The sequence below is a fragment of the Azospirillaceae bacterium genome (assembly GCA_028283825.1).
Lineage (GTDB): Bacteria > Pseudomonadota > Alphaproteobacteria > Azospirillales > Azospirillaceae > Nitrospirillum.
The window spans coordinates 845,053-861,935 of the sequence record JAPWJW010000005.1 but is presented as its reverse complement, the minus strand read 5'-3'; the positions used below and the strand labels follow the sequence as shown (position 1 = coordinate 861,935).

The 16,883-nt window shown below is 66.5% G+C and carries 12 protein-coding genes; 6 read left to right on the top strand and 6 right to left on the bottom strand.

What is annotated here, in order from left to right; all coding sequences use genetic code 11:
* Nucleotides 1-182: 182 nt before the first annotated feature.
* The 6 genes from PW843_30260 to PW843_30235 all read left to right on the top strand — a co-directional run bounded on the left by PW843_30260 (nucleotide 183) and on the right by PW843_30235 (nucleotide 8,288).
* Complete coding sequence (locus tag PW843_30260) at nucleotides 183-1,310, top strand: LLM class flavin-dependent oxidoreductase (GenBank protein MDE1150855.1); 1,128 nt, start codon at nucleotides 183-185, stop codon at nucleotides 1,308-1,310.
* Between the two features lie 105 nt (nucleotides 1,311-1,415).
* The gene (locus PW843_30255; protein MDE1150854.1) at nucleotides 1,416-1,976 is read left to right on the top strand and encodes a hypothetical protein; all 561 of its coding nucleotides are present in this window, start codon (nucleotides 1,416-1,418) and stop codon (nucleotides 1,974-1,976) included.
* Nucleotides 1,977-2,477: 501 nt separating this feature from the next.
* The gene (locus PW843_30250; protein ID MDE1150853.1) at nucleotides 2,478-5,225 is read left to right on the top strand and encodes a TonB-dependent receptor; all 2,748 of its coding nucleotides are present in this window, start codon (nucleotides 2,478-2,480) and stop codon (nucleotides 5,223-5,225) included.
* 16 nt (nucleotides 5,226-5,241) lie between these two features.
* Entirely contained in the window at nucleotides 5,242-6,723 is a 1,482-nt protein-coding gene (locus PW843_30245) for an NAD(P)/FAD-dependent oxidoreductase (GenBank protein ID MDE1150852.1), read from the top strand.
* 72 nt (nucleotides 6,724-6,795) lie between these two features.
* Nucleotides 6,796-7,860, top strand: a complete 1,065-nt coding sequence (locus PW843_30240; protein MDE1150851.1) for a DUF3089 domain-containing protein — start codon at nucleotides 6,796-6,798, stop codon at nucleotides 7,858-7,860.
* On the top strand, nucleotides 7,857-8,288 hold the full coding sequence (locus PW843_30235) for a hypothetical protein (GenBank protein MDE1150850.1): 432 nt from the start codon (nucleotides 7,857-7,859) through the stop codon (nucleotides 8,286-8,288). The genes PW843_30240 and PW843_30235 overlap by 4 nt, the downstream gene beginning before the upstream one ends.
* 43 nt (nucleotides 8,289-8,331) lie before the next feature.
* Here PW843_30235 and PW843_30230 read toward each other — a convergent pair whose 3' ends face one another.
* The 6 genes from PW843_30230 to PW843_30205 form a co-directional block, all read right to left on the bottom strand.
* On the bottom strand, nucleotides 8,332-9,768 hold the full coding sequence (locus tag PW843_30230; protein MDE1150849.1) for an aldehyde dehydrogenase family protein: 1,437 nt from the start codon (nucleotides 9,766-9,768) through the stop codon (nucleotides 8,332-8,334).
* 182 nt (nucleotides 9,769-9,950) lie between these two features.
* Nucleotides 9,951-10,889 carry an alpha/beta fold hydrolase gene (locus tag PW843_30225; protein ID MDE1150848.1) on the bottom strand — a complete coding sequence of 313 codons (939 nt, stop codon included), beginning with the start codon at nucleotides 10,887-10,889 and terminating at the stop codon, nucleotides 9,951-9,953.
* Nucleotides 10,890-10,943: 54 nt separating this feature from the next.
* On the bottom strand, nucleotides 10,944-12,311 hold the full coding sequence (locus PW843_30220; GenBank protein MDE1150847.1) for an LLM class flavin-dependent oxidoreductase: 1,368 nt from the start codon (nucleotides 12,309-12,311) through the stop codon (nucleotides 10,944-10,946).
* A gap of 28 nt (nucleotides 12,312-12,339) precedes the next feature.
* Nucleotides 12,340-13,665: an MFS transporter gene (locus tag PW843_30215; protein MDE1150846.1), complete on the bottom strand. Its 1,326-nt coding sequence runs from the start codon at nucleotides 13,663-13,665 to the stop codon at nucleotides 12,340-12,342.
* On the bottom strand, nucleotides 13,655-14,830 hold the full coding sequence (locus tag PW843_30210) for a M24 family metallopeptidase (protein ID MDE1150845.1): 1,176 nt from the start codon (nucleotides 14,828-14,830) through the stop codon (nucleotides 13,655-13,657). The genes PW843_30215 and PW843_30210 overlap by 11 nt, the downstream gene beginning before the upstream one ends.
* A 28-nt stretch (nucleotides 14,831-14,858) precedes the next feature.
* Complete coding sequence (locus tag PW843_30205; GenBank protein MDE1150844.1) at nucleotides 14,859-16,589, bottom strand: amidohydrolase family protein; 1,731 nt, start codon at nucleotides 16,587-16,589, stop codon at nucleotides 14,859-14,861.
* Nucleotides 16,590-16,883: the final 294 nt, after the last annotated feature.

The window sequence follows — 16,883 nt, the reverse complement described above, 5'->3', positions numbered from 1 at the left end:
CGTTTGGGGGCATGGTTGATCAAGTTATTCTTCAGCAGGAACAAATTATTTGAATTATCCACTGTGTGGTGAGCTGGCAGGGATCCCCATTCCAACGGCCAGGACCCGGTGTCTTAACGGTTCGCCAAACGGGCGGCGAGCCTGGGGCTTGGCGTTGCGTCACATGTGGAATGGGGGATGGCATGAGCATCGAAATCCTGGGCGTCCTGGTTCACCGCAACGGGTCGGAGATCAGCCCGCCCACCGGTCCCTTGTTCGACCGCGCGATGATCGGGGAACTGGCGCGGCGCTATGACGCCAACGGTTACGACCGCGTGCTGATCCTGCAGAACTCCTTCGCGCCCGACCCCTTCGCCATCGCGGCCCACGCCGCGGCCCTGACCAGCAAGCTGGCGTTCATGGTCGCGCACCGGCCGGGTTTCATCGCCCCCACCATGGCGGCCCGCATGTTCGCCACGCTGGATCATCTGAGCGATGGCCGCGCCGGCGTGCATGTCATCACCGGCGCCAACGATGTCGAACTGCAATGCGACGGCGATTTCCTGAACAAGGAACAGCGCTATCACCGCAGCGCCGAATATGTGCGGGTGATGCGGGCGATGTGGTCGGCGACCAAGCCGGCGGACTTCGCCGGCGATTATTACCGTTTCAACAAGGCCTTGTCCGAACTGCGGCCGGTGCGGGACCAGTCCATTCCCATCTATTGGGGCGGGGCATCGCCGCTGGCCATCGAAAAGGCGGCGGAATGCGCCGATGTCTACGCCTTCGGCGGCCTGAAGCCGCTGGACGACATGCGTCGGGACGTGGCGGTGGTGCAGGATGCCGCGACCAAGACCGGCCGACCCTTGCGCCTGCAAACCTCCGTCCGCGTCATCCTGGGCGATACGGAGGCGGCGGCCTGGGCCGAGGCGCGGCGCATCGTGGATCGCCTGGGCGAGGTGGCGCTGGAACAGCAGCGGGCGCTGGAGGGTGACGGCGGTGCCGTGCGTACCGCCATGCGCCTGGACAAGGCGCTGGCCACCACCAAGGGCGGGGCGGGGCGTAGTGAGCTGGAGCGCATCGCCGACGGGCCGGAGCTGCTGGACAAGCGCCTGTGGACCGGCATCACCAAGGCGTCCATCGATTTCGCCACCCCGACCTTGCCGCCGGCCCTGGTGGGCACGGCGGAGCAGGTGGCCGACGCCATCATGGATTATCACGCCATGGGCATCACCGGTTTCCTCATCCGCGGCTTCGATCTGCTGGGCGATATCGAGGTCTTCGGCCGCGATCTGATCCCGCGCCTGCGCCGGCTGGCGGCGGGGGATTGAGGTGCCGGCCGGGTGCTAAAGATTCCTGATCACTCACAAGATTATTGAAATTGCCAAAAAAAATGCAGGCTGACATCCTTTGCCTGGGCGAATTAAGCGGAGAAAATGATGGGGCGCATTGCGGGCGGCGTTGCGATTTTCTGTCTACTCTTGGGTGGAATGCCCGCCCATGCAAAGGATAGCGATCCCGTCTCCCCCCTATCCCCCACCGGTGATGCGTTCAGAATTCTGCGCATGACGGGTGGTGATGATGGTGAATCGCATCTCGACATCACGACATTGCCGAAGACGGGCGGCGTGCCAGGTCACAGTGTCCAGTCGCGGCTTTTTGCTACGGATGTCGAGATCGGCGATAGCCTTCCCGGTGATTTTGTTGACTGGCATGGCGTATCGACGCCACGTCTACTTGTGGTCCTTTCCGGTGAACTTGAAGTCGGGCTGGGTGACGGCTCGAAACATATCCTGAGGAAAGGGGATATCGTTCTGGCGTCGGATATCACGGGGCGGGGGCACACCTCTCGGACCATTGGGTCCGAGCCCGTGCGTATCATGACGGTGCGTCTTCCCAAGGAGGACAGCCTGGCGCCGAAACTCAATCCTTGCCCGCCCGGTGTCGCCGACGCTCAGTGTGTCAGCGCGCGCCTGGACAAGGCCAAGGACAAATAATTCTAGGGCTCTGAACAGGGGCTGATCTGGGGGCGGCCGGCTTTGCCGCGCATGCCGACAGTATTGCGGTGGTTTCGGTGTGGATGGGACGGCCCATCCGCCGTCTTGCAGGTTTTTGTCAGTTCGCCGCACGCGCGCGCCTTGCGGGCCATGGGCCTCGCGGGCGTGCTGTCGCGGTTCATCCATGTCCCGGGGGCAGGGAGCGTCCCTTGGGCATACGCCCGGAATCCGTCTAAATGCGGGTTCAAGGCTGCAAATAGAAGTGAGGAGTGCTTGGTTGTCCAGCAGGTGGATAGGTCGTCGAATTCGATGGATTTTAATCCTTCTTCTGACAGCTTATGAGCGCTCCCCAAACAACAGTAATTTTTCGGCCTCCATTTATTGGAGAAAGGCTGAATTATCGATCTGTTAATCTTGATGCAGTCATGCTTCAGGAAACGGGCGGCTGTACCAAAAACACAAACAATATCATCCGATTCTCGAACAGGGGGAATGATGGCTTTGGACAGTAAAAATCTCTCGTCGGTCCTGCGAAGCGGCACTTGTCTTGCCGCCGCACTGACGCTTTTCACCGGCGTGATGGCCGCCGGCACCGCTTTCGCCCAGCAGAGCGCGCCCGCCGCGGATGCCGCCGCCCCGGCCGAGGACGGCCTGGAGGAAATCGTCGTCACGGCCCGCCGCAAGAACGAGGACATGCAGAAGACCCCGGTCGCGATCACCGCGCTGACCGGCGGCGATATCGAGGCGCGCGGCATCACCTCCACCCAGGACCTGGCGCAGTTCGTGCCGGGCGCCAACGTGGTGGGCCAGGCCAGCAACGGCGGCCGCGCCGACCGGTCGTTCCAGGCCATCGTGCTGCGCGGCATGGCGCCGTCGACCTCGCAGTTGCAGACCGCGTCGCTGTTCATCGACGGTGCGCCGGTCAGCAACCCGGCCGCCATCCAGACCATCACCGATCCTGAGCGCGTCGAAGTGCTGAAGGGCCCGCAGTCGGCCTATTTCGGCCGCCAGACCTTCGCCGGCGCCATCAACATCGTCACCAAGGACCCGACCGAGGAATACAGCGGTTCCATCGACGGCATGGTGGGCACGCGCCACAACCAGGATTTCTCGGCCGAGATCGCCGGCCCCATCATCCCCGACAAGCTGGGCTTCCGCCTGAGCGCCCGTGAGTTCGGCAAGGACGGTTCCTACGAGAATGCCGGCGTGCCTGGCCAGACCCTGGGCGACCAGGACACCAAGAACGCCTCGCTGGCCATCGTGCTGAAGCCGAACGACGATCTGAAGATCAAGCTGTTCGGCATGTTCACCGACCTGGACGACGGCCCGCCCGCGCAGGGGCTGATCGGCGCCTACGGCGTCACCAACAGCGCCGGCCAGACCCTGGTCGCCAACCAGTCGAACTGCACCCTGCCCACCGGCAACCGCTTCATCTGCGGTGTCACGCCCGGCCTGTCCGGCCTGACCCCGTCGGCCAACACCACCAACAGCGCCTATATCAAGAACTTCCTGGCCAACGGTTCCGGCCGCGTCATCAACCCCGATGACGGCACCCAGGGCTACGGCCTGGTGGCCCGTGACTACCACGCCCATTTGTCGGCCGATTGGACCATCGGCGACACCGGCATCACCCTTTCCTCGCTGAGCGCCTACAATAGCGTGTTCAGCAGCGAACTGGCCGACCTGGACAATTTCTACAGCACGTCCATCAAGTCCAGCAGCGGCGAAGGTTTCTACAACTACCCCTACCTGGTTGAGGGCCGCTCGCACGACTGGTCGCAGGAAGTGCGCGCATCCTATGAAGACGGCCCCCTGCACCTGACGGGTGGTCTCAGCTGGATGGACACCTGGTCGCAGTCCAGCAGCGGCGGCGGCACCACCACGCTGAAGTCGGCGATCAGCGGCGCCACCTCCGACACGACGTGGAGCGCCTTCTACGGCATCGGTTACGACTTCACGCCGTGGTTCACGCTGAACTTCGACGGCCGTTACCAGGTGGATGACATGGCGGCCTACGCGGCGCCGGCGGGCACGACGGCGACCAACAGCGCCTTCATTCCGGCCGGTTTCTATCCGGGTGGCACCGTGTTACTGGAGAAATACTACCATAACTTCATGCCGCGCGTGATCGCCCAGTTCAACGTGGACGACGCCACGATGATCTACACTTCGTACTCCGAAGGCGTGAACCCCGGCATCTTCAACACCTCGTTCCTGACCGCCGCGGCCTCGGCCGTGGCCGTGGCCGAGAAGAACAACCTGAAGGTCGCCGTCGATCCGGAAACGCTGAAGAATTACGAAATCGGCATGAAGGGCAAGCTGTTCGGCAACCGCCTGCGCTACGACCTGGCCGCCTACTACGCCGACTGGTCCAACCAGATCAACCAGCAGGCCTACAGCTACGTCGATCCGGTGCTGGGCGCCCAGCAGGTGCTGGCCTCCACCAACGCCGGTGAGGTCCACATCAAGGGCCTGGAGGCGGAAATCAATGCCGTCCTCACCAAGGAATGGGAACTGGACCTGAGCGGCGCCTACATCGACAGCAAGATCGTAAAGACCTCGAACTCGCAGGTCACGGCGCTGACCGGCATCACCGACTTCTCCGGCAACCAGGCGCCGTTCGTGTCGAAGTGGTCGGGCACGGCGTCGCTGTCCTACACCACGCCGCTGCCCAGCCTGCCCATCCTGGGCGATGTCGAGGGCTTCAGCCGGGTGGACTTCACCTACAAGTCGGGTGCGTATTCCGACGTGGCCAACCTGGTGCGCACGCCGGCCACCAACCAGGTCAACCTGCATATCGGCGTGAAGACCGACAGCTATTCCATCGAAGGTTTCGCGACCAACCTGTTCAACGACAAGTCCTACTACAGCGCGGTGGACGGCTACGTCATCGACCCGACGTTCGCCCATCTCTCGACCAGCTTCCGCGGTCATCGTCCAGCTGCGCGAACTGCGCACCTGGGGCATCCGCGGCAGCTATCGCTTCTAGTGCCAGTCCCGCCCGGGCCCGAGAAATCGGCCCGGGCGTTTTCTTTTGGGCGAATGGCGGCCGGTGGGGGGCCGCCATTGGCAGTGAGGGGCATTATGCCAGCGGCACGGAAATTTGTTTCGTGCCGCTGGAGGCCGGCGACGGCCGGCCCCGGAGTGAGCACCGCAGGGCGCAACGAGGAAGCCAAGCCGGTGGATACCGGCGCCCGGCGATTGAGGGGGTCTTTGATCGTTCACGATCAAAGACCACGCGCATTATAAGAGAACGGGGGACTTCATGCTCACGCGACGGACATTCGTCGCGGCGACGGCGGCTGTGGCCGCCCTGCCGAAATCAAGTTTCGCCGCCACCCCGACGGTGGACGTCATCATCCTGGGTGCCGGCCTTTCCGGCCTGAACGCGGCCCAGACCCTGACGGACAACGGCCTGCGCGTCCTGGTGCTGGACGCCGCCGACCAGGTGGGCGGCCGCGTCAAGACGGTGCGGACGGCCGAAGGGCCGATCGATGTCGGCGCCAGCCAGGTGGGGCGCAGCTACGCCCGCGTCATCAACGCCTGCCACACCCTGGGGCTTAAGCTGATCCCGGAAGACCGCGACCTGCTGACCTTCGGCGCGCACTTCATGGACAGCTGGATCGATCCCAAGACCTGGGGCGCCAACCCGCTGAACCGTTGCGTGGGCGACGAACGGGCCATCCCGCCCATGCTGATGGGCCAGGCGGTGGCCGCCAAGTACAACCCGCTGAAGGAACTGGACGACTGGCTGAACCCCAAGTTCAGTGAATTCGACATCAGCCTGCGCCAGTTGATGCAATCAAAGGGCTATAGCGAGCAAGCCATCCGGCTGGCCGCCGTATCGGCCCCCGGCATCGGCATCGATGAGACCTCGCTGCTGCGCATGTGGCAGGAGGATACGCGCACCGCCCTGGACAAATCCTTCGGCGGCCCCACCGCCCAAGGGCAAAGCCATCGCGACCATCCCTTCGGCGAAGGCAACAACCGCAATGAGATCAACGGCCTGGCCCAGATCTCCAACATCGAGGGCGGCGCCCAGCGCCTGCCGTTGGCCATGGCGGCCAAGCTGGGCGATGCCATCCGCCTGAACAAGAAGGTGGCGGGGGTCGAGATGACCGACAAGGCCGCCACCGTCACCTGCACGGACGGCAGCAGCTATAAGGCCCGCTTCGTCATCTCCGCCCTGCCGTTCTCCATGCTGCGCGGCGTGACGATCAAGGCCAAGGCCAACCCCCTGATGCGCGACGCCATCGACCACATGCCCTACGCCAACACGGCGCGCATGTATCTGACGGTGGAAAAGCCCTTCTGGAAGGAGGACGGCCTGCCGCCGTCATTCTCCACCGACGGACCCATGGGCATGTTCTGGGCCATCGACAACCACACGGGCGAGGGGGCGCACCGCGCCATGATCGTCATGGTGGGCAACGTCGCCCAGGCGGTGTCGCGCATGGACGGCCCCGCCGCCCAGGCCTTCCTGCTGGCGGAGATGGAACGGCTGCGCCCGGCCTCCAAGGGCCTGCTCAAGGTCGCCACCTACAAGGACTGGCTGGCCGATCCCTTGCAGCGTGGCTGCGGCTTCAGCCTGGCGCCCGGCCAGGTCAACGCCTTCGCCCGTGAGATGATCGCCCCCTGGCAGGTCATGCATTTCGCCGGCGAGCACACCCGCCGGACGGACTTCGGCATGGAATCCGCCTTCGAAAGCGGCGAGCGCGCGGCGATCGAAGTTCTGTCACGCGCCTGATGTCCGCTAATATATTGCTGTGAGAATAAGGGGGTACCAGTGCCAGTTCAGATCAAACATGCTCTTCGGTCCTTGGCGCTGGTTGCCACCCTGGCGGCCGGCGTTCCGGCCATGGCCCAGGAACAACCGGCGTTCGAGACGCAAGTGCCGTCGGCCGCACCCGATTACAGCCTGGCCACCTCCTGGGCCGCCGGCCCGTTCGGCCCCGGCGCCAGCGCGGCGGTGCCCAAGGGCGCCAGCGCGGCCGCCAGGAACCCGCCGGCGGATGTCTTTTTCATCCACCCCACCACGTACAAAAGCACCACGCGCTGGAACCAGGGTGTGGCGGATGGTGAGACCAACGCCTGGACGGACGTCAGCACCATCGCCCGGCAGGCCAGCGTCTTCAACGCCTGCTGCCGCGTGTTCGCGCCGCGCTACCGCCAGGCCTCATTCATGAACGACAAGCAGAATGGGCGCGAAAAGGCGCTGCTGCTGGCCTATACGGATATCGAGCGCGCCTTCGACTATTACCTGCAACATGAGAACCACGGCCGGCCCTTCATCCTGGCGGGGCACAGCCAGGGCGGCTGGCTGGTGGCGCAGCTGCTGGAAAAACGCATCGACGGCACGCCCCTGGCCCGGCAGCTGGTGGCCGCCTACAGCATCGGCATGAACGTGGCGGAGGGCGAATTCGGCTTGCGCTACAAGCACCTGTCGGTGTGCGACACGCCCACCCAGACGGGCTGCGTCCTGCAATGGAACGCCGTCCTGCCGTCCGCCGACCTGAATGCCGCCATCGCGCGGTCGGAGAAGTCCTTCACCGACAAATACGGCGATGTGCCCGGCGCCACCGGCGTCTGCGTCAACCCGCTGACCTTCGACCGCACCAGGCCCGCCGCCCCTGAAAGCGCATCCAAAGGCGCCGTTCCGGGCGAACCGGGGGCGGGCGGCCTGAACCCCATCGTGCGCGGCGCCGTGGCGGCGAAGTGTGAGCAGGGCTTCCTGGTGGTGCAGCCGCGCGCGGAGCTGGACCTGAAGCCGCTGCCCGGCACCGGCGTCATGCACTATCACGATTACGGCCTGTTCTATGAGGACGTCCGGGAGAACGCCAAGGTGCGCGTCGCCGCTTTCCTCAAGAAAGCGGCACAGCCTTGAGCGGGGATGAGGATGCCACCGTCCCGGCCGTCTGCGTCTTCGCCACGGCTGACGGCACCTCCCGCCTGGCCGACATCCGCCTGCCGACCTTGCGGGTAATCCCCAACGACAGCGGCCCCAGCACCTTCCTGGGCACCTATGCCGCCACCCTGTTCGGGGTGGTCAAGGGTGGGGCTGCAACGGCCAAGGATTGGCACATCTCCGCCACGGCCGGCCTGTCCATCGTGCTGAACGGCGCGTGGGAGATCGAGGCGGGCAGCGGCCAGCGGCGGCGGCTGGGCCCCGGCTCCATCCTGGTGATGCTGGACACGCACGGCCAGGGCCACCGCGCCCATTACGATCCGGCGGGCCCCTGCGACGTCATTGGCGTGGGCATCGGCGAGGCCGCGCGGGCCGAGTATGAGGCCCTGGTGGCCGGCCTTGTGTGAAAGGAAACGGGCCGGATGGTGATGCCGTCCGGCCCGTTCCGGATCAGCTCTTGACCCGCGTGATGGCCTGCAGGCGCATGGTGCCCTTGATGCCGTGGTCGGCGTAGTCGGTGCCCATGCCCGACTGCTTGATCATCGGGAAAGGCACCTTGGGGTCGAACGGGGCGTGGCGGTTGACGGCCGCCATGCCGACGGCGATGCGGCCAAGGATTTCCTCACCCCGGTCCAGGTCTTTGGTCCAGACCGATGCCGTCAGGCCGTAGGGGCCGGCATTGATGCGCTCGACCACCGCGTCAACGTCATCATAGATGACGACGGGGATGACAGGCCCGAACTGTTCCTCATCCACCAGGCGCGTGCCGTCCTTCAGGCCAGCCACGATGGTGGGGCGGAAGAAATATCCCGGGCCGTCCACGGGGCCGCCACCGGCGGCCATGCGCCCGCCGGCGGCCTTGGCGTCTTTGACAATCGCGCAGACCTTGTCGAACTGGGCCTTGTTCTGGATGGGCCCCATGGTCACGCCGGGTTCGAAGCCGTTGCCCAGGACATGGGCGTCGGCGATGGCCGCCAGCTTGGTCGTGACCTCTTCCGCCAGGTGGGGCGGGACATAGGCGCGCTTCACCGCGGCGCAGAACTGGCCGTTGTTGCCGAAGCCGATCATCGCCACCGCAGCCACGAAGTCGTCCACTGAACCGTCGGGCAGCAGGATGGCGGCGTCGTTGCCCCCCAGCTCCAGGATGGCCGGGCGCAGGAAGACGGCGGATTGCTTGGCGATGGCGATGCCGGTGGGGGTCGATCCGGTGAACGACACCTTGTCGAAGCCGGGATGCGACACCAGGGCCGCCCCCGTCTCCCGCCCGCCGCTGACGATGTTCAGCACCCCCTTGGGCAGGATGTCCAGGCTGATGCGGCCCAGTTCCAGCGTGCTCAGCGGCGTCAGTTCCGACGGCTTCAGCACGATGGTGTTGCCGGCGATCAGGGCGGTGACCACCTTGATCATGCCCAGCAGCAGGGGCCCGTTCCAGGGCGCGATAGCGGCGACCACCCCCAGGGGGTGCCAGCGCTCGGTCACCCGCTTGTCGTCATTGTCGATCAGCACGCGGTCCGGTACCCGGAATTCCGCCATGATGCGGATGCGCTGGGTCATGGCCTTCGCGAACATCATGGATTGGGAAAAGGGCATGCCCTGTTCCATGGTGTGCAGCGTGGCGATCCACTCGATCTCCCGGTCGATGGCATCGGCGAAGGCGACCAGCAGACGCTCGCGTTCGTCCCAACCCAGGGCGGCCCAGGCGGGCTGTGCCGCCCGCGCCGCCGCCGCCGCGCGGTCCAGTTCCTCCGCCGTGGCGACGGGATATTGCTGGAACGCCGCCCCGGTCGAGGGATCGATCACATCCTCGAACCGGGTGCCGACCTGTTCGCCGGCTATGGTCTGGTAAATGCGGACCTGCCGCGCCCGCTCAATGTGCTGCTCCACCATGATGCCCCTGTTTTTTGACTCATACACGCGGCCCTTGATCGTGACCGATCAAGGGCCCCCTCAAGCGCCGGGCGCCAGCATCCGCTGGCTTGGGCTATCCTCGTTCCGCCCTGCGGTGCTCACTCCGGGGCCGGCCGTCGCCGGCCTCCAGCGGCATGAGTCGAAATTTCGTGCCGCTGGGGTCATGTTTCGTTCAGGAACTTTCGCAGCACGGCCGCCGTGGCCGGCGGATTGTCCTGCATGACGAAGGCGCCGGCGTCGGGGATGACCTCCGTCCGGCTGCTCTTCAGCGCCTTTTCGGCATCCGTCCGGAACTTGACGTAGGCCTTGTCGAACTGGCCGTAGACCAGCAGCGTCGGCGCCTGGATGCGGGGCAGGGTGCCCATGATGTCGGCGAAGGCGACGCCGCGTTCCGACGGCTGGATCCAGCGGCCGGCCGCCTTGCGGCTTTCGATGCCGTCGGCGTTGATGGGGCCGGTGTTCACGATGCCGAAAATCTGGGTCAGCAGTTCCGGCGGGGTCGGCACGGGATAGCCGTTCCGGTCGTAAAGATCCTTCTGCTTGGCATCCACGTTGTCGCGGATTTCCTGCAGTGTGCGGTGCTTGCCCAGGGCGCAGGATACCAGCGCCAGCCGGCGCACCTTCTCCGGCCACATGGCCGCCAGCGGCACGGACAGACAGCCGCCCAACGAAGTCCCGACCAGGTCAACTTGGTCGAAGCCCATCTCGTCGAAGGCGCCGACCAGGGTGGCCGCCGTTTCACCCAGGGTTTGCAGATAGGGCGGCTCCCCCGACCAGCGCGAGCCGCCGTGGCCCGGCAGGTCGAAGGCGATGACCCGGCGGCCCTCGGCGAGCGCCGGCGCCACGAAGCGCCAGTCGGACAGCCAGCCGCCCAGCTTGTGCAGCAGGACGATGGGCGGCTTGGCCCCACCGTCATCCGGGCCCAGCACGGCGTAGTGCAGCACGCCGCCGGACCGCTGAAGCGCCCCGGTGCGCGACCAGGGGCCCTTCGGCGGGACGGGGATGGCGGGGGATGCGGCCTTGGCGGCCGCACTCGTCATGGTGACGGCGGCGACGGAAAGCCCCAGGCCCTTGGCGAAATCACGGCGGTTGACGGTCAATGGAATGCCCTTTCCCTGCTGATGCTTGGCCATTGGTTCTGATCGATCAGGCCGTCAGGCCCACATCGACGGTTCGCTGCCCAGTGATGGGTTGGCGACAAAGGCGTTTTCGGGCCGCGGCAGGCCCAGGTTCTCGCGTAGCGTGGCACCCTCATAGTCCGTCCGGAACAGACCACGCTTCTGCAAGATCGGGATGACTTGGTCCACGAAATCTTCCAGTCCGTCCGGCAGGTAGTTAGGCGACAGCGAAAAGCCGTCGGCACCGCCCTCGCGGAACCATAGCTCGCACATGTCGGCGATCTGCTCCGGCGTGCCGGCCTGGGAATAGCTGGCGCGGGAAACCACCACGCGGCGGGCCAACTGGCCGATGGTCAGATCCTCATCCCGCGCCATCTTGATGATCTGCTGCTGCACCCATTGGCCACCGTTGGTCAGCGCCAGGTCCGGCAGCTTGTCGTTGGGGCCGTAGTCCGACAGGTCGGCGCCCAGCTGCATTTGCAGGGTGCGCAGCGCCAGGGCGGTCGGCACCATGTCCAGCAGTTCCTCCGCCGCCTGCTTGGCCTCCGCCTCGGTGGAGCGGACCATCAATTGGACGGAGGGGATGACCAGCACATGGTCCGGGTTGCGGCCGAAGCCGGCGGCCCGCTGCTTCATGTCGGCGTAGAAGTCCTTGGCGGCCTTCAGGGAATTGGCGGCGGTGAAGATCATGTCGGCGGTGCGGGCCGACAGGGCGCGGCCGGCACCGGACCCGCCGGCCTGCACGATGATGGGGTGGCCCTGGGGCGGGCGGCCCACGTTCAGCGGCCCGGCCACGTCGAAATGCGTGCCCTTGTGGTTCAGCTGGTGCACGCGGTCGGGGTCGAAATAGCGGCCGGCGGCGCGGTCGCGGATGTGCGAGCCGTCTTCCCAGCTGTCCCACAGGTGCTTGACCACGTCGACGAACTCCTCCGCCCGGGCGTACCGGGCGTCGTGGTCCATCAGCGGGTTGCGGCCGAAATTGCGCGCCTCACCCTCGGCGGCGGAGGTGACGACGTTCCAGCCCGCCCGCCCGCCGGAGATGTGGTCCAGCGAGGCGTAGCGGCGGGCGATGGAATAGGGCTCGTTATAGGTGGTGGTGGCGGTGGCGATCAGGCCGATGTGTTTGGTCAGCACGGCCAGGGCCGCCAGCAGGGTGGTGGGTTCCAGCTTGCCGGCATAGTCGGTGGCGGCGAAGGCGTCCCGGCCCTTCAGGTGGGGATAACCCTGGCTATCGCCGGAGAAGTAGCAATGCATCTTGCCGCGCTCGGCCGTCTGGGCCAGGTGGGCGTAGGTGCGGAAATCATGCTGGTCGGGGGTCTTCTCCGGATAGCGCCAGCCGCCGGGATGGGCCCCGCTGTTATGAATGAAGGTGGCGAGGATCATCTTCCGGGACGGGGCGGCCATGGGTTTGACTCCGGCTTATATTGGTTGATTAGGTTCTGGCGGATTGAAGGGCGGCGCCACGGTAGGCACGCCGGGCCCGCACGAAACAAAGCGACGCCAGCAGCAGGCAGGGCAGGGCGACGATCAGGAAGGACGTCGCGATGCGGGCGGGGTCGCCCAGCACGGTCTGCGAGACGTAGGCGATCAGGAAGGGCCCACCAGCACCGGCCGGCAGGGCGGTCACCACCGTCAGCAGGGCGTGCGAGAACCCCCGCATGTCGTTGGGCACGATCTCCTGGATGGTGGCGTTCATGGCCACGTTCAGCATGGGCGTCGCCAGGCTGATGGTGGCCAGCAGGGCGATGGCGGATCCGACACCGGGGGCGTAGCCGCCGATGGCGCAGGGCAGGGCCAGGATGGGCAGGATGGCCATGATCAGCATGCGCCCGCCCCGATGCCTGGCGGCGGCACCGGAGTCCGCGGCCAGGCCGCCCAGCAGGTAACCGGCGACACCGGCCACCAGCATGCCCAGGCCCATGACGTTGGCGATCGCCGCCAGCGTGACGCCGTAGGTGCGCATCAGCAGCGGCGTGGTCCAGGCGGTGACGCCGATGAAGGCGACGTAATAGAGGGCGAAGCCGCCGAACAGCGGGACCACCACCCCCCGCATGCGCCACAGGTAGGCCAGCTTGGCCGCCACCTTGGTGGGGCCCTTCTGCGCCGCGCTGATCCCCCGCCGGGGCGGTTCCTTCACAGTGAAGAACAGCAGGCCGACGATGGGCCCGACGATGCCGCACAGCAGGAAGGCGGTGCGCCACGGCACGATGCGTCCGAAGCCGGGCACGCTGAGATGCAGGTCGGCGCCCACGATCCAGCCGGGGATGACGGACGACAGGGCGGTGCCGATGGTGGCGCCGATCAGATAGGTGCTGAGCGCCCGGCCGCGCCGGCTGGGTGGGAACATGTCGGCGATCAGCGACAGCGCCGCCGGGGCCACGGCGGCCTCGCCCAATCCCACCAGGGCGCGGAAGACGAAGAAGGTGCTGAAATCGGGGGCGAAGGCGCCGGCGGCGGTGGACAGGCTCCACAGGATGACGGCGCCGCCCAGCACGGTGCGGCGCTTGCCGCTGTCGACCAGGGTACCCAGCCACAGGCCGCACAGCCCGCTCAGCAGGGCGTAGGCCAGGCCCATCAGCAGGCCCATCTGGACATCGGTGATGCCTAAATCGGCCTTGATGGGTTCAGCCAGCACCCCGATGATGGCCTTGTCGATGCTGTAGAAGTTGGCCGCCAGGAACAGCAGCAACATGGGCCACAGGGCGCGGCGGAGGGGCGGGTACGGGGCCAGTTCGGCGGACATGGCGTCAGTCGACACGGACGGTCCGCCCGTCGATGCAGGCCAGCAGGCGGCCGTCGGCGTCGTTCATGATCTCCACCCCGTCCCCGTTCAGATAGATGATGTCCTCGAAATGGAACTTGCCGATGGCCGGCCCGATCCAGGGCAGGTCGCAGCTCAGCACCATGCCGTCCACCAGGTCGAAGCTGTGCATGCCGCCGCCGGGGTGGGGGTGGTCGGTATGCTCCAACCCCACCGAATGCAGGCCGGCGGCGCGGAATTCCGGGTTGCCGGCCGCCTGGATGCAGGCGACCACCGCCTGTTCCACATCGGTCGACAGGGCGCCGGCGCGGAAATGGGGCAGGGACTGGCGCCAGCCCAGGCGGGTGGCGTTGTAGCGCTTCAGCTGTTCGGCCGACGGCTCACCGATGATGGCGGTGCGGCCGATGTCGCTGGTGTAGTGCGCAAATTCGGTGGTGGCGTCGAAGGTCACCGTGTCGCCCGGCCTCAGGTCGGCGTTTTTCGCCAGCCGGCCGTGGTTGGCGCGGTAGGGGGTGATCAGCAGGAACACGGGCCGGCCGCCGGCCAGGGCCGCCGCCGACCAGAACACGCGCTCCGCCTCGGCGCAGGTGGCGCCGGCGGCGATGGCCTCGGCCGAGATCTGCAAGGCCAGTTCCGTCTTGCGGGCGGCGGCGCGCATGTGGGCCATTTCGGCCGGCGTCTTGACCATGCGGATGTCGCGCAGCAGGTCGCGGGCCTGTACCACGTCCAGCGTGCCGCCCAGGATGGCGTTCACGTCCTGGCCCAGGCCGCGATCCTCGAACGCCACCCGGCCCTTATGCAGGCCCAGTTCGCGCAGGTATTGGGCCACCGCCTCCTGGTGGTTCTGGGGCAGGCCCTCGGCCGTCATGACGCCCTGCACGCCGCCGGCGCCGATGCCGGGCTTGCGGGCGTAGCCGCGCACGATCTTCATCCAGGTGCCCTGGCCCTGCTGCGGCTGGCCCATGTCCACCTCCACCGTCAGCACGGCGGCGTCGCGGTCATGATCGCGCGGCAGGATGGCCAGGGCCAGGTCGCCGAAGCCCCAGCTGGCGTCGGTCGCCCAGCTGCTGAGGTAATAGGTGTTGATGGGGGTGGAGGCGACGACGGCATCGATCCCGCCCCTGTCCATCAGGGCGTCGGCCCGTTCGCGGTTGATCAGCATGGGATTGAGGCTCCGATGGGATAGGGGATCAGGCGGGCCGGCCACGGCGGCCGCGCACCAGGCGGCCGGGCAGGTCGCCGGTGGCGACGTCGTCGCGCGCGGTGACCACGCCGGAGACGACGGTGGCGCTGTAGCCCCTGGCCCCCTGGGTCAGGCGGCGGCCGCCGGCCGGCAGGTCGAAGCTGGCGCGTGGCGGATACAGATCCAGGCGGTCGTAATCGATGATGTTGAGGTCGCCCTTGTAGCGGGGGGCGATGATGCCGCGGTCGCCGAAGCCGCCGATGCCGGCGGTGTGGCCGGTCATCAGATGCACGGCCTCGGGGATGGACAGGCGCGCACCCTGGCGGTCGCGCGTCCAATAGCTCAGCATGAAGGTCTGCATGCTGCCGTCGCAGATGGCGCCGACATGGGCGCCGCCATCGCCCAGGCCCAGCACCGTGCCTTCACGCCGCAGCATGTCGTGCACGATGTCCAGGTTGTAATAGGTGAAGTTGCGGGCCGGGAAATACAGGATGCCCAGGCCATCCTCGGCGATCAGGGCATCATAGGCCACCTCCGCCACCGTGCAGCCGCGCCGCTTGGCGATGTTGTCGAAGCGGTCGGCCTCGGCGGGGGAGTACACCGCCTCCGCCCCCATGGCGTAACACAGCGAAATCTCGCGCATGAACAGCGGATACTTGCGGGTATCCAGCGGCAGCTCCATCTCCGCCAGGATGGCGGCGCGCACTTCCGGCTTCCGCATCTCGGCGGCGCGCTGTGACACCGGCAGGGGATCGATACGGTCATAGGTGGGGCAGCCGCGGAAGGGATGCAGCGTCAGTTGCAGGCCGTACAGCACGCCCACCGGCCGGCCCACCACCTGGCCGTAGATGTCGATGCCCTTGGCGCGCTCGGCGGCACAGGCGTCGGCGATCTCGCGCCAGCGGTCCGGCGCCTCATTATATTGCAGCAGGGGGAAGGTGACGGTCTGGCCCGACGCCTCCGCGATGCGTGACAGCATGCGGAATTCGGAGGAGAAGCCGTTGGCCGTGTCGAATTCCGACGCCGACATGAAGAGATTCTTGCCCAATCCCTTCATCGCCAGGGCGATGGTCAGCAACTCATCCTCGCTGGCCGTCGTCACCGGCAACTGGTCGCCGCTGGCGGTGCGATGGCCGATGACGCGGGTGGTGGAAAAGCCGAAGGCGCCGGCCTGGATGCCCTCGCGCACCAGGGCCGCCATGGCCTTCATGTCGGCGCCGGTGGCGGGTTCGCGGTCGATGGCGCGCTGGCCCATGACGAAGACGCGGACGGGGATGTGCGGCACGGCGACAGCGAAATCCGCATCCATCGGGCGCTTTTCGATGGCGTCCAGGTAATCGGGGAAGGTCTCCCAGTTCCACGGCAGGCCCTCGGCCATGACGATGCCGGGAATGTCCTCCACCCCCTCCATCACGTCGATCATCTGGGCGCGCTGTTCCGGCCGGCAGGGGGCGAACCCCACGCCGCAATTGCCCAGCAGCACGGTGGTCACGCCGTGGTTGGTGGAGGGGGAGAACTGGGTGTCCCAGGTCACCTGGGCATCGTAATGGGTGTGGATATCGACATAACCGGGGGTGACCAGCTTGCCCCGGGCGTCGATCTCTTCCTTGCCCGATCCGGTGACCTTGCCGGTGGCGACGATCTTGCCGTCGGCAATGGCGACGTCACCCTCCCACAGGCTGTCACCGGTGCCGTCCGCGACGGTGCCACCACGTACCACAAGATCGAAGTCGGCCATTTTCATATCCACTGCCTGGGGGCAGCCGACAGGACGTCATGATCCAGGGCGTTGCCGGACGCGAAGCGCGGTCCGGCGCGAAGAAAGCAGGGATCCGGCGGACCCCATGTTCCTTTTTTGAAGATGCTGCCCTGATTGGTCGCCCGAACCTCCGCCATGTCGCGGAGTGTTGTCGCCAGCCCCTGATATTTAGTTTTAAGACGTGGGCGATTATTTGGAAAAAATCCAAATTCAAATCGCTTCATCTTGCTATTTGCCGGTCGGCCTCAAATCATGCGGCCAATCAACTAATGC